Raw genomic sequence first — 12639 nt, forward strand, 5'->3', positions numbered from 1 at the left:
AATGCTTTATTCAAGTTGGGACGGGCATTCGAGCAGCGTCCTCCGGCTGATGTACTTGGGCAGCATGGCCGGCCAGGGGGCCAGCCCAAGATTACGATTGACACTTGCCAGTCGATACGGGCCATGCGAATTTCAAGACTTGAACGAATCCTGAACGGACAACGGCGTCCGGCAGGCCCCGAGCATGGGACTGTTTCGCTGCGTCGCGGATCTCCGCGGGGGCGACGCGCGATAAGGAGGACCTGAGATGTCGTCGCTGACGATCGGACTGGGTGCCGTGTGCTGCGCGGCCGGCGCAGCCGCCCACTTTCTCGACACAACCAAGCGCAAGGAAGGCCTGTTCGGGCTCGCAGCCTTCGCCCTGCTCCTGACCGGGATGTTCCTCAGCCGCTCGTAGGCAGAGCCGTCGCCGCGTAGCCGGCCTTGGCCAAGGCCTCGGCGATGACCACGGCCTGAGCATCGGTGCGGATCGCGACCCGCCCGGCGGCGCGGTCGACCTGGATTTCGGCCGTCGGGTCGATCCGGTTCACCGCACGGGTCACCGCGGCGGCACAGCCGTCGCAGGTCATCCCCTCAACCCGCATCCGCAGGTCGGTGCGCGTCCCGTCCATCCCAGCCTCCATGAACCGTGCCCCGGCCTGTCGCGGCGCAGCGCGCCCCGCGCAAGCGCCGCCGGAGCGCGGCTCAGAACTGCGCCGGCATGCTGAACGCGTAGTCGATCTTCAGGCCGAACTGGAACTGGTTCGGATTGCCGAACGGCCGCCGCACCAGGGGGCTGTCGCCGGACGCGCCCAGGATCCGGGTGTAGCCCGCATAGGCCGTATAGGCCCAGGTCTCGCTCTGGGTATAGGTCGCGGCCCCGAGCAGGCCCGCCGAGTAGAAGCTCCGCGGATCGTAGGGGGTCACCCGGCCGTTGAGCGCCGCCTCGGCCGGGGACACGCCGAAATACTTCCGGGCGTAGCTGGCGTCGCCGATGTTGAAGCGCGGCCCGATCGAGAACAGGAACTGCCCCGTCGGGATCAGGTAATCGGCCGCCACCGAGCCGACCGTGCCGTGATGCCCGTACACGCCCTGCCGGGCTTCTACCCGGGTCCGGATGAACGAGACCGGGTAGAACTCGGCGAATACACCCGGTTCGAACGCGATGCGCGCATCCCGGAACCCGAACAGGTGGCGCCGGTCGTCGCCGTAGTAGCGGCCCGGCACGATGCGGGCGGTCGGGCCGATCCGGAATGCCGGATCGTCGTAGAACGACAGGCTGAAGCCGTCATCCGGCGTCGAGAAACGGCGCGGCTCGCCCGCCCGGCGGATGTCGATCGAGGGATAACCGACTGCCGAGTAATCCGACGCGCCGGGGTAGCGGGGCACCGCCTGCAGCGAGCCGCTGACGGTCACGATCCAGGTGTTGGGATCGACCTGGGTGAAGACAGGCGTGTCGCGCGGGAGGATCGCGCCGAGATCGGCTGCCTGCGTTTCCGTGGCGCCCCCATCGAGGGCGAGACAGAGGGCGCCGAGACCCGCGCAGGCACGGAGGAGGACACGGAGCATCGGGACGCGCTTCGGCACTGTAGACATGGCCACGCTTTATGGCGCCTTTTCATCCGGTCTGCATGGGCGCACCGCGCAACCCTTCTCCGAACACATCGGAAACGGTGCGGCCGTGACGATTCCGCAACGTTCCAGCGGGCTCCGGCGTCACACAGGGTGGAATTCGCGCGCTCCCGCCCGTCGTCGCCTTGCCGCGCGGCCCGCGCAGCGACAATGATCGCCCCGACGGTCTTCGCCCGCCGAATCCCCACCCGGGACGTCTCCCGGCGGCCGGTGCGTGACCCTGGCAGGTGTTCTGACGATGGTCCCGGTCCTCGGCCGGTACGCGGGGCTGTTGGCGACCGGGCTTCTCGGGCTCGTCGTGCTCGGGCCGCTCGCGGTGTTAGCGCCGTCATTGGGTGCTCTTGCACTCGGCGCGGTTGCGGTCGCCGCGGCCGGCCTCCTCCAGGTCCGTACCGCCACCCTGAAGGCGCGCTGCGATAAGCTGTCGGGCGAGGTCGACCTCTTGTCCCGGCGCCTGCTGAAGGCCGAGACCGCGGCGGTGCAGCCGCGTCCGGAGACGGGCGAGGCCGCGCTCCGGGTCGAGATCGAGGAGTTGAGCGTCGAACTCGGGCTCCTCAGCGGCATCGTGCGCGACCTGACCACGGTGGTCGGCACCCAGGACGCGGAGATCGCGGCTCTCAAGGCCCGGCCAGAGCCCCGGCCGGCCCTGCCTCCGGAGCCCACCCCAGTCCCGCCCGCCCCCGCGCTCGATCCCGCCCCGCCCCAGACCCGACCGCGCGCGATGCCGCCCGCGGCCGAGGCGCGCCCCGTCCCGGCCCTCAGGCTCGACGCGCCCGCGCAACCACACTCTCCGCCCATGCCGCCGCAGCGGCCGATCCCGCCGCGCCCTGCCTCGCGCCAAGCCGACCAGCAGCCCGGGAGCGAGGCCGAGATCATCCGGGCCTTCGAGGGCGATGGGCTGGAGATCCACCTGCAGCCGGTCGTCACCCTGCCCCAGCGCAAGGTCACGGCCTACGAGGCGCTGGCGCGGCTGCGGGTCGAGGGCCGGCTCACCGAGCCCGAGGCGTTCCTGCCGGTGCTGGAGCGCTACGGCCGCACCACCGAGCTCGACCGGCGCATGCTGCAGCGGGCAGTCGTCGTGGTGCGTCACCTCGCCCGCCGGGGCAGCGAGACCATGCTGACCTACGGCCTGTCGCCGCTGTCGCTGTTCGAGCCCGGCCTCCTGCGCGAGCTGGCGCGCGCGACCGCGGACGACCCCGCCCTGGCAGGGCTGGCGATCGCCTTGCCGCAGGCGAGCTGGCACGGTCTCGATGCCGGGCAGCGCGGCCTGCTCGCGCCGCTGCGCGGCCGGATCGGCTTCAGCCTCGACCGCCCGGACGACCTGCGCTTCGACGCCGCCGTGCTCGCGGGGCTCGGGGTTGGCCAAGTCAAGGTGCCGGCGCAGATGCTGCTGCGGCCGGGTCCGGACCGGGGGCACCTGTCGGACATCGCCATCGAGGACCTCGTCCCGGCCCTGGCCCGGGCCGGCATCCGCCTCGTCGCCACGGACGTCGTCGACGAGGCGGACGTGCCGGACCTGATCGACCTCGACGTGCCGTTCGCGCAGGGGGCGGCCTTCGCGGCGCCGCGGCCCGTGCGTGCCGAGGTCCTCGCCGCACCGCCGCCGCACGAGCCCTCGCCGCCGCCGGTGGAGCCGGAGCCCGAGCGGCGCCCATTCCGGTCGGTCCTGCGCCGGGCCGTCTGATACGGCTTCCGATTGACGCGCTCGGCCGATCGTCCCGCGCCGTCATCGCGAGTCCTGCGGCGGCTGGAGCCCGATCAGCCTCGCACCGGCCAGCAACCTATCACCAGCGGGCGGCCGCCCCGCCCCAGGGGCGGCCGCCCGTCATGCAACCTCCGAGCCGTTCAGGCGCGCCCGGATGAAGCGCCCTGCGCTTGCCAGGGACCGGCGCCCGTCCGCGACCTCCGGGTAGAACAGGTGCCAGGCGTGGATCATGTGCGGCCAGACCTGCAGGTCCACCGCGACATCGGCCGCACCGGCGACATTGGCGAGCCGCAGGGCGTCGTCGAGGAGCGTCTCGGCGGAACCGACCTGGATCAGCATCGGCGGCAGGCCGGCCAGATCGGCGCGGATCGGCGAGACCAGAGGGCCGTCCGGATCGGCCCCGTTGAGGTAGGCAGCGGCGAGCTCGGTCAGATAGGCCCGGCTGATCAGCGGATCGATGGCGGCCTTGGTGTCCAGGCTCGCCCCCGTCAGCGCAAGGTCGGTCCAGGGGGAACTGAGCCAGAGGCAGCGGGGCAGCGGGAGGCCCATCGCGCGCAGAGACAGTGCGGCGGCCAGGGCGAGGCCGCCGCCCGCGCTCTCGCCCGCCAGGGCGATGTGACCGGGGGCGTACCCGGCCTCGAGGAGGAACCGATAGCCGGCCAGCGCATCGTCGAGCGCGGCCGGAAACGGGTGCTCGGGGGCGAGCCGGTAGGCGAGGGCGAGGGTGCGCGTCCCAGCCTCGCGGCCCGCCTGCGCCACGGCGTGGCGATGGCTCGCCAGGGAACCGGAGACGTAGCCGCCGCCATGCAGGAACAGGATCACGCGATCCCGATCCGCCGCCGGTGTCGCGGTCCATTCCGCAGGCACGCCGCCCGCATCGACCGGCTCGACCGCGATGTCGCTCGGCACCGCGTAGCCTGCACCCAGGGCGTCCACGCGTTCGCGCCGCGCCGCGAGATCGGCCGGTCTCGGGCTCGCCACCAGTCGTGCGCGGATCCGCTCGATGTCGCTCACTTCAGCCGGAGGTGGCAGCGTCATCAGATTTCGGGCTCGCATCAAGCCGGCAATACAATCCATAAAATAGAACGACTGGCGAGCGTGCAATCTTTGCGGTCGGTGGCGAACGAATGCATTCCCCGCCCCGACGCGGACACAAGCCTGCTCGGCGGTCCTGCCGAGATCAAGTGCGCGGCGTCTCTGAAAAGGCCGCGTGTCCCCGAGCTGCGCGCGGCTGCCGGGGGCTTTGTTGCACCCCGAACGCCGGGCCGCGCCGAACGTCTACACGGCGAGATTGTCGATCAGCCGGGTCCGGCCCAGGAAGGCGGCCACGAGGACTCGCGCCGGACCCGCCACCCGCTCGACGGGGGCCAGGGTGCGGGCATCGCAGACCGCGAGGTACTGCACCTGGAAGCCTGCCGCCTCCAGGGCGGCCTGTCCCGCGTTGATCGGCCCCGCCACCGCGGCCCCGCCGCGGGCGGCGGCGGCGATCTCGGTGAGCACGCCATGGAGGTTCGGGGCGACCGCGCGCTCCGTGGCCGAGAGGTAGCGGTTGCGCGAGGACAGGGCGAGGCCGTCGGGCTCGCGCACCGTCGGCACGCCGCGGATCTCGACATCGAGATCGAGGTCGGACACAGCCTGCTGGATCACCCGGAGCTGCTGGAAATCCTTCTCGCCGAACAGGGCGACATCCGGCCGGACCTGATTCAGGAGCTTGGTCACCACGGTGGCGACCCCCGAGAAATGGCCGGGCCGGAACGGGCCGCACAGCCCCTCGGTCAGCCCCGCCACCTCGATCCGGGTGGCGAAGCCTGGCGGGTACATGGTCCCTACCGCCGGCGTCCAGGCAGCGTCGGCGCCGGCCCGCCCCAGCAGCCCGAGGTCGGTCTCCAGGTCGCGGGGATAGCGCGAGAAATCCTCGTTCGGGCCGAACTGGGTCGGGTTGACGAAGATGCTCGCCACCGTCCGGCGGCCGATCCGCCGGGCTTCGGCCACCAGGGCGAGGTGCCCCGCATGGAGCGCCCCCATGGTCGGCACCAGCACGACGCGCTCGCCCGCCTGCCGCCAGGCCGCCACGCTCCGGCGCAGGGCAGCAAGGTCGCTGAAACGCTGTGGGATCGAATCGGGCACGGGTCAGGCTCCGCGGCGGGGCGCTGATCTAGACCATGAGGCCGTCGCAGGGAAACAGCCTGTTCGCGCCGCGACCGGCAGGCCCGGTCAGGGACAATAGGGCAGGAGGGAGCGGCCGAACGGGTCGTCGACGCCCAAAGGCGGCGTGAAGCCGTAATAGCTCGGATGCGACAGCCCGTACGCGGAGCCGACATAGCTCGGATCGTCCGGCGCGTCGGTGGGCACGGGCGCTCGGCGTGGCGTGCAGCCCACCGGCACCCGGCGGGACCGGACGGCATAGACCGGACGGCGGTCGAGCCCGTCGCTGCGCGGGAAGAAGCGCGGGCTGCCGCTCGGGACGGGGTCGTAGCCGCCGCGTACGACGTCCAAGTCCGCCGCCGCCGCGCCGCCGGCCAGCAGGGCGAGCCCGAGCGCCGCCATGATCCCGCGCCCCATCACCCGCATGCCGCGCCCACCCCACATACCGCCGCCACCGTGCGGGAACAGGGTAAACGGGCGATTACCCCGGCGACCAACCGTTCACGTCAGCGGCACCACCAGCGCGCTCAGCAAGGCAACGAGATCGCCCTCCGCGAGGCGGATCTGCAGGCCCCTCCCGCCGCCATTGACGTGGATCTCGGCCGACGGCTCGGTCAGGGATCCGGCATCGATCGCCGTGGGGAACGGCCGCTTCTGCCCGAGCGGGCTGATGCCGCCGACATGGTAGCCGGTGAGTCGCTCGGCATCGGCGGGCTTGAGCATCGCAGCCGCCTTGCCCGAGAAAGCCGCCGCCACCCGCTTCATCGCGACTTCCTTGTCGGAGGCCACCAGCAGACAGATCGTCCGCCCGTCCACCGCCGCCATCAGGGTCTTCAGCACCCGCCCGGGATCGACGCCCAGCGCCTCCGCGGCCTGGAGGCCGATGCGCGGGGCTTCCGGATCATAGTCGTAGGCGTGCAGGCTGTAGCGGGCGCCCGCCCTTTCGAGGGTCTGGGTGGCACGGGTCGTCTTCGCGGGCGTCTTGGCCATATCCGTCTGCTCTCGGGCGCCCCCCGCCCGCGCGGGGACAAGCCGGCTGATCCCGGCGTAGGCCTCCGCGGGCCCTGGGGCGCCGGCGACGTACACCGCCGCGACGGCGGGCGTACAGCCCGGCGGCCGCAGGGTCGCCACATCGTTGACCGTGCCGTTGTCGCCACGGCGATCTCGTTGCCCACGGGCCAGTCCGGCGGTAGGCCCGCGCGCAGCCGCCTGAGACCGGTCCGGGACGCGGCCACCAAGCCTCCAGCCGGCCGGGCGCGAAGGCCGGCAGGATCGGACCGAGCGGGATCCGGACAAAAGTCGCGCGCTTCGCCTCGGCGTCGTGGTGTCGCGCGGGTCACCGGTGATCGCGGTGTTCAGGCCGGCTCACTGCGGTCGGGGCAGGTGAGAGGGTCGCCGGGATGGCCAGGCGGCCCGGACTCTGGTTTCACGTGAAACATCCAGGAGCCCCCTGGCGACCGACCTCCGGGCGCACATGACGAGCCACGGCAGCATGACCGAGACCGCTACCCTCTTCGCCCCCGCCAGCGGCTTCGGTCGCGCGGCCGTTGCGGTGATCCGCGTGAGCGGCCCGGCCGCCGCCGACGCGCTCGTCGCCCTGAGCGGCGCCCTGCCGCCACCCCGCCGCCTGTCCCTTCGGACCCTGCGGGATCCCGCAGACGGCACATTGCTCGACCGGGCCCTGGTCGCGTGGTTTCCCGGCCCGGACACCTACAGCGGCGAGGACATGGCGGAGTTGCACCTGCATGGCGGGACGGCGGTGCGGATGGGCGTGCTGGCGGCCCTGGCCCGGCTTCCGGGATGCCGAGCTGCCGGTCCCGGTGCGTTCACCCGCCAGGCGGTGCTCAACGGCCGCATGGACCTTGCCGAGGCCGAAGCGGTGGCTGACCTGATCGACGCCGAAACGGAGGGGCAGCGCCGGCAGGCCCTGCGCCAGCTCGACGGGGCGCTCAGCCGGCAGGTCGCGGCGTGGCGCCTGGAAGCCATTGACTGTCTGGCCGCCGCCGAGGCCGCCCTCGACTTTGCCGACGAGGGCGATGTGGACGATGCCGGCCTCGACGCCGCCCTGTTCGGCCGCGCCGCGTCCCTGCGCCAGGAGATCGCCGCCGCCCTCCATGACGGCCGCCGGGGCGAGCGCCTGCGCGAAGGCTTTACGGTGGTGCTGGCGGGCGCCCCGAACGCCGGCAAGTCGACCTTGCTGAACGCGCTGAGTCGGCGGGACGTGGCCATCGTCTCGGAGGTGCCCGGCACCACGCGGGACGCCATCGAGGTCCGCCTCGACCTCGGAGGCCTGCCGGTCCTTCTGGTCGACACTGCGGGACTGCGTGACACCGCCGAACCGGTGGAGGCCGAGGGTATCCTGCGCAGCCGGGCCCGCATCGGCGCGGCGGACCTCGTGCTCACCCTGATCCCCCCGGGTGGAGACGCGCCCGATCTCGGCAGCCCGGGGATCCGAACCCTCCGGGTGCTTACAAAGGCCGATCTATTGGCCGACGCATCACGATCCGTCCCGCCCCATGCCCTCGCCGTCTCGGCCCGGACGGGGGCCGGCCTGGAGGCGCTCCTCGACGCGATCCAGGGCGAGGCGGAGGCCGGATTCGGCGCAGGCGATGCGCTGGTCACCCGGGCTCGCCACCGGGCAGCCCTGGAGGCTTGCGTCGCCCACCTCGACCGCCTGCTCGCGGGGGTGGGCGGAATGCCGGAACTCGTCGCGGAAGACCTGCGGCTCGCCGTCCGGGCCCTGGGCGAGGTCGGGGGTCATGTCGGCATCGAAGATGTCCTCGACCGTCTGTTTTCGGGATTTTGCATCGGAAAGTAATTTGAATAGCCGGCAATACAGAGGCTTGCCGCTCCGGACTGTCGGGAGCTCCTATCGCGGAATCCGAAGGATCCGCGGTCGCCAGATCGCCAGCACGACGTTGGCCGCCGCCACGGCAAGCAGCACCCAGAGCGTGCCGCGCTCGGCCCCGAGCGAGGCGGCGAGCGTCCCGGGATCAACCCGGCCAGCGAGCGCCCGGGCGCTCTGTTCGGCCTCCTGCCGCATCGGCCCCTGCACGTAGACGAGCCCGCCCTCGAACATCAGGACGCCGGTGGCGAGCTTCAGCCACGCCCAGCCTGCGCCCAAGAAGGCGCGGTTCACCGCCATCGCCAGCAGGCCCGACATCAGGGTCAACGCCAGGGAAGGAAGGAAGACCCAGGTGGCGACGGCGCCCATGCCGCCCCGCAGCGCGGCGTATTCCGGCAGGGCGGCAGGCCCAGGGCTGACGCCCAGCATGACGACAAGGGACGCCATCGCCCCCAGCATTCCGGCGGCCCCCATCGTGTGGAGGAATTTCAGCAGGCGTCGCACGGCGTCTCGGCCACCAGCACTGTCGGTCCAGCCATAGCGCAAACCGCCCGGCCCGCGTAACCGGCCGCATGGTCGCGGCGCAGGCCGCCCGTCAGCTCCGCAAGCCGGGTGCCTCCTGGCCGGTGCGGGCCACGTACTCGGTGTAGCCGCCGCCGTATTGGTGGACGCCCTCCGGCGTGATTTCGAGCACCCGGTTGGACAGGGCCGCTAGGAAATGCCGGTCGTGGGAGACGAACAGCATCGTGCCTTCGTAAGCGCCGAGCGCCGCGATCAACATCTCCTTGGTGCCCATGTCGAGGTGGTTGGTCGGCTCATCGAGCACCAGGAAGTTTGGCGGGTCGTAGAGCATCAGGGCCATCACCAGCCGCGCCTTCTCGCCCCCCGAGAGCACCCGGCAGCGCTTCTCGACATCGTCGCCCGAGAAGCCGAAGCAGCCGGCCAGCGCCCGGAGCGAGCCCTGCCCGGCCTGCGGGAAGGCATCCTCCAGGGACTGGAACACGGTGCGGTCACCGTCCAGCAGGTCCATGGCGTGCTGGGCGAAGTAGCCGAGCTTGACGCTGCCGCCCACAGTGACCGAGCCGTCGTCCGGCTCGGTCGTACCGGTCACGAGCTTCAGGAGCGTCGACTTGCCGGCGCCGTTGATCCCCATCACGCACCAGCGCTCCTTGCGCCGCACCGAGAAGTCGAGCCCCTCGTAGATGCTGCGGCTGCCGTAGCGCTTGTGGACGTTCCTCATCATCACGACGTCGTCGCCCGAGCGCGGCGCCGGCTGGAACTCGAAGGCCACCGATTGCCGCCGCCGGGGCGGCTCCACGCGCTCGATCTTGTCGAGCTTCTTCACCCGGCTCTGCACCTGGGCGGCGTGGGAGGCCCGCGCCTTGAACCGCTCGATGAACGCGATCTCCTTGGCGAGCATCGCCTGCTGGCGGTCGAACTGCGCCTGGGCTTGCGCCTCGTTCAGCTTCCGCTGGCCCTCGTAGAAGGCGTAGTCGCCCGAATAGGTGGTGAGCGCGCCGCCGTCGATCTCGATCACCTTGGTGACGATGCGGTTCATGAACTCGCGGTCGTGCGAGGTCATCAGCAGGGCGCCGTCATAGGCCTTCAGGAACGATTCGAGCCAGATCAGGCTCTCCAGGTCGAGGTGGTTGGAGGGCTCGTCGAGCAGCATCACGTCCGGGCGCATCAGGAGGATCCGGGCCAGCGCCACGCGCATCTTCCAGCCCCCCGACAGGGCGCCGACATCCCCGTCCATCATCTCCTGGCTGAAGCTGAGGCCGTCGAGCACCTCCCGCGCCCGGCCCTCCAGGGCGTAGCCGTCGAGCTCCTCGAACCGGGCCTGGACCTCGCCGTAGCGCTCCACCAGGGCATCCATCTCGTCCGCCCGGTCCGGGTCGGCCAGCGCCGCGCCGAGCTCGGCGAGTTCGGCCGCCACCGTGCTCACCGGCCCGGCGCCATCCATCACCTCGGTGACGGTGCTGCGCCCGGACATCTCGCCGACATCCTGGCTGAAATACCCGATGGTGATGCCCCGGTCGGCCGCGACATGGCCCTCGTCGGGCTGCTCCTGGCCGATGATCATGCGGAACAGGGTCGTCTTGCCCGCCCCGTTCGGCCCCACGAGCCCGACCTTCTCGCCCCGCTGGAGGGCAGCCGAGGCCTCGATGAAGACGAGCTGCCGCCCGTTCTGTTTGGTGATCTTGTCCAGGCGTATCATGAGGAGTGGGCGCGTATCCGGGGAGGTCTCGGGGGCGCTTACGGCATGGATCGAGACGGCGCAAAGACGGAACCCGGGGTCGCGGGGCGGACTTGCGCCTCACGCAACCGTGGTCGGGCGTCGGGAGCCAAGCCCAGGCTGGGCCGTTGCCCCGCGCAACATGAGGAACGCGATGCTGTTCGCTTGGTGGAAGACGAGCCTGGACATGGCCATGCTCGGGCTGGAGGCGCAGGAGGTGATCGCCCAGCGGATGGCGATGTTCGCGCTCGGCGGCCCGGCCGCGCAGGTGGAAGCGCAGCTCATGGTGACGGAGAAGATCATGGCGGCCAGCGAGACGGCGCTGATGGTCGCCGCGGGCGCCTCGAACGGCAAGGTGATCCGCAATTACCGGCGCAAGGTCCGGGCCAACGCGCTGCGGCTGAGCAAGGGCTGAGGTGCAGGCTCGGCACCACCGGCCGCACCAGAAGCGCCCTGCCAGGCCGCCGCATTAGTCTCTGCTCGGCCCGAGAGTCTGGATTTGATCAGCACCAGAAGGCGAGGGGTACGGCCGAGGCGTCGTTGCGGCGGTCGCTTGTTGTAGCAGGTTGCGATGCGGCGGAAGTCTTTCAGAGGGACGAAGGCGGCTTCAACGCGCCAAGGCTCGCGGTAGCGGCGCCCGCTTTTGGCGGTCTGGGCCGGCCTGGTTCACCGGCATGAACGGCTCGATCACCGCCCACTGCTCATCCGAGCGCCAAAACAGCTCCATCCTCGCTGCCGCCGTGCTGCAATGACGGCCCTGACTCGCAAAACCATAGCCCTCGCGACAACTTGATGCGGCTCAGACCCTTACATGCGCTTTGGCTACGCCCGGGTATCCCCCTCGGCCAGAAGCCCGCCTTTCAGCTCTCGGCACCGCGAGAGGCCGATGCGAGCGCATTATCACCGAGAAGTCCTCTGGAGACCGACGGAGTAGAACCTCTGGAGCGGGTGTAACCATCGACGCGATGGCGTCGAAAGCTTGGTCGGTGCCTTCCAAGGCACAGCAGAGGAGGAAAACTCACATGCGCTTCTCGTTCAGCGTCGCCGCCGCACTCATTGCCTCTACGGTCGTCATGGCTCCTGCCTACGCGGCTGAGTCGATGAGCAAGGACGTCATGCACAAGGACTCGATGGGCACCGACGTCATGCACAAGGATCCGATGAAGAAGGATGCCATGGGCAAGGATGCCATGGGCAAGGACGCCATGGGCAAGGACGCCATGGGCAAGGACGCCATGGGCAAGGACGCCATGGGCAAGGACGCCATGGGCAAGGACGCCATGGGCAAGGACGCCATGGGCAAGGACGCCATGAAAAAGTAAGGCCGCCATGATGCGCCGGTGGGTAGCCGTCGCCGGCTACCCGTCCAACAGTCCCCGCCCGGACGTGCGGGATTGAACCGCCCCGGGCTTCCCGGGGGGCCGTTTGGTTTGGGTCACGCGGTCAAGGGTTGCACGTCGATCCGGGCATGGTCGAGCGCCTCGGCCTCGGCGGGGGGCGCGTTGCCGAACGGTTCGCGTAGCCGGCGTCTTCTGAACCAGTGACACATCCGGGGTGGCGTACGCGACGGCCTCGAAGCTCCGCCATGGCGGAATACGCCGACGCCGCCCTCAGGAGCTCGTGGGCTTGGCGGACCTCGCGCTCCAGGTCCTTGATCCCGGCGCGGTTCCTTCATCCGCGCCGGCCCCATTGGCGGCGCGCCCGCGGGCACCCGGCGAGCCGGTCCCGGGACACGGCCGGCACGATGCGGGCGCCCTCAAAATACCGGCTCTTGAAGTCGCCGCGGGCCTGCCGCTCCAGCTTGACGGCGAGCGTGCGGAGGATCATGGGCCGCCTGCGGAGCGGCAAGCCGGACGGGTATGGCCAACGACGCGTTGCCGTTTGCGATAGGCCCGCGACACCAGCGTGCCTATGCCGCGGATCGCGCGATGGACATAGACGATCCCGGGGGCGCCATGATCGTCACCTATTTTGCTGACCATAGCCTGCCATGAATCGCCTTTCTCCGACCCTCGCGATCCTCCTCATGCTGACCGCGTCCACAGGCACACATGCCCAGGTTCGCACACCCACGCGAACCTCCACGTGTGCGGCGCT

General features: G+C 70.8%; 14 protein-coding genes and 1 pseudogene. 5 read left to right on the top strand and 10 right to left on the bottom strand.

Annotated elements, in window-relative coordinates; translation table 11 throughout:
• Positions 1-247: 247 nt before the first annotated feature.
• Entirely contained in the window at positions 248-397 is a 150-nt protein-coding gene (locus Q8W67_RS21600; protein ID WP_305549821.1) for a hypothetical protein, read from the top strand.
• On the opposite strand, the gene Q8W67_RS21605 is transcribed toward Q8W67_RS21600, so the two are convergent.
• Together Q8W67_RS21605 and Q8W67_RS21610 are read right to left on the bottom strand one after the other, a co-directional pair.
• Positions 384-611, bottom strand: coding sequence for a heavy-metal-associated domain-containing protein (locus tag Q8W67_RS21605; protein WP_305549822.1), 228 nt, complete (start codon positions 609-611; stop codon positions 384-386). The two genes, Q8W67_RS21600 and Q8W67_RS21605, sit on opposite strands and share 14 nt — an antisense overlap.
• Positions 612-684: 73 nt before the next feature.
• On the bottom strand, positions 685-1548 hold the full coding sequence (locus Q8W67_RS21610) for a MipA/OmpV family protein (protein ID WP_305549823.1): 864 nt from the start codon (positions 1546-1548) through the stop codon (positions 685-687).
• A 301-nt stretch (positions 1549-1849) separates the two neighbouring features.
• Between Q8W67_RS21610 and Q8W67_RS21615 the strand changes: the two genes are divergently transcribed.
• The gene (locus Q8W67_RS21615; RefSeq protein WP_305549824.1) at positions 1850-3295 is read left to right on the top strand and encodes an EAL domain-containing protein; all 1446 of its coding nucleotides are present in this window, start codon (positions 1850-1852) and stop codon (positions 3293-3295) included.
• Positions 3296-3436: 141 nt separating this feature from the next.
• Here the strand turns inward: Q8W67_RS21615 and Q8W67_RS21620 are convergent, their stop codons facing one another.
• The 4 genes from Q8W67_RS21620 to Q8W67_RS21635 all read right to left on the bottom strand — a co-directional run bounded on the left by Q8W67_RS21620 (position 3437) and on the right by Q8W67_RS21635 (position 6451).
• Positions 3437-4354, bottom strand: a complete 918-nt coding sequence (locus tag Q8W67_RS21620; protein ID WP_305549826.1) for an alpha/beta hydrolase — start codon at positions 4352-4354, stop codon at positions 3437-3439.
• A gap of 240 nt (positions 4355-4594) precedes the next feature.
• Positions 4595-5443 carry a pantoate--beta-alanine ligase gene (panC, locus tag Q8W67_RS21625; RefSeq protein WP_305549827.1) on the bottom strand — a complete coding sequence of 283 codons (849 nt, stop codon included), beginning with the start codon at positions 5441-5443 and terminating at the stop codon, positions 4595-4597.
• An 87-nt stretch (positions 5444-5530) separates the two neighbouring features.
• Entirely contained in the window at positions 5531-5905 is a 375-nt protein-coding gene (locus tag Q8W67_RS21630; protein WP_370693927.1) for a hypothetical protein, read from the bottom strand.
• Between the two features lie 57 nt (positions 5906-5962).
• Positions 5963-6451 carry a YbaK/EbsC family protein gene (locus Q8W67_RS21635; RefSeq protein WP_305549829.1) on the bottom strand — a complete coding sequence of 163 codons (489 nt, stop codon included), beginning with the start codon at positions 6449-6451 and terminating at the stop codon, positions 5963-5965.
• A gap of 502 nt (positions 6452-6953) precedes the next feature.
• On the opposite strand from Q8W67_RS21635, the gene mnmE reads away from it, so the two are divergent.
• Positions 6954-8279, top strand: a complete 1326-nt coding sequence (gene mnmE / locus Q8W67_RS21640) for a tRNA uridine-5-carboxymethylaminomethyl(34) synthesis GTPase MnmE (protein WP_305549830.1) — start codon at positions 6954-6956, stop codon at positions 8277-8279.
• Positions 8280-8330: 51 nt separating this feature from the next.
• Here the strand turns inward: mnmE and Q8W67_RS21645 are convergent, their stop codons facing one another.
• Together Q8W67_RS21645 and Q8W67_RS21650 are read right to left on the bottom strand one after the other, a co-directional pair.
• Positions 8331-8810 carry a hypothetical protein gene (locus Q8W67_RS21645; protein ID WP_305549831.1) on the bottom strand — a complete coding sequence of 160 codons (480 nt, stop codon included), beginning with the start codon at positions 8808-8810 and terminating at the stop codon, positions 8331-8333.
• Between the two features lie 91 nt (positions 8811-8901).
• A complete protein-coding gene (locus tag Q8W67_RS21650; RefSeq protein ID WP_305549832.1) occupies positions 8902-10524 on the bottom strand; it encodes an ABC-F family ATP-binding cassette domain-containing protein in 1623 nt (540 codons plus the stop codon).
• Positions 10525-10696: 172 nt separating this feature from the next.
• On the opposite strand from Q8W67_RS21650, the gene Q8W67_RS21655 reads away from it, so the two are divergent.
• Complete coding sequence (locus Q8W67_RS21655; protein ID WP_305549833.1) at positions 10697-10957, top strand: hypothetical protein; 261 nt, start codon at positions 10697-10699, stop codon at positions 10955-10957.
• An 88-nt stretch (positions 10958-11045) separates the two neighbouring features.
• On the opposite strand, the pseudogene Q8W67_RS26905 reads toward Q8W67_RS21655, so the two are convergent.
• Positions 11046-11178: pseudogene (locus Q8W67_RS26905) on the bottom strand (IS5/IS1182 family transposase); the annotation flags it as partial.
• 386 nt (positions 11179-11564) lie between these two features.
• Between Q8W67_RS26905 and Q8W67_RS21660 the strand changes: the two are divergent.
• The gene (locus Q8W67_RS21660) at positions 11565-11864 is read left to right on the top strand and encodes a pentapeptide MXKDX repeat protein (protein WP_305549834.1); all 300 of its coding nucleotides are present in this window, start codon (positions 11565-11567) and stop codon (positions 11862-11864) included.
• A gap of 349 nt (positions 11865-12213) precedes the next feature.
• On the opposite strand, the gene Q8W67_RS26910 is transcribed toward Q8W67_RS21660, so the two are convergent.
• Entirely contained in the window at positions 12214-12369 is a 156-nt protein-coding gene (locus Q8W67_RS26910) for a hypothetical protein (RefSeq protein WP_370693928.1), read from the bottom strand.
• Positions 12370-12639 lie beyond the last annotated feature (270 nt).

Origin of the sequence: Methylobacterium sp. NEAU K (assembly GCF_030700285.1) — a bacterium.
In the GTDB taxonomy this organism is placed as follows: Bacteria; Pseudomonadota; Alphaproteobacteria; order Rhizobiales; family Beijerinckiaceae; genus Methylobacterium.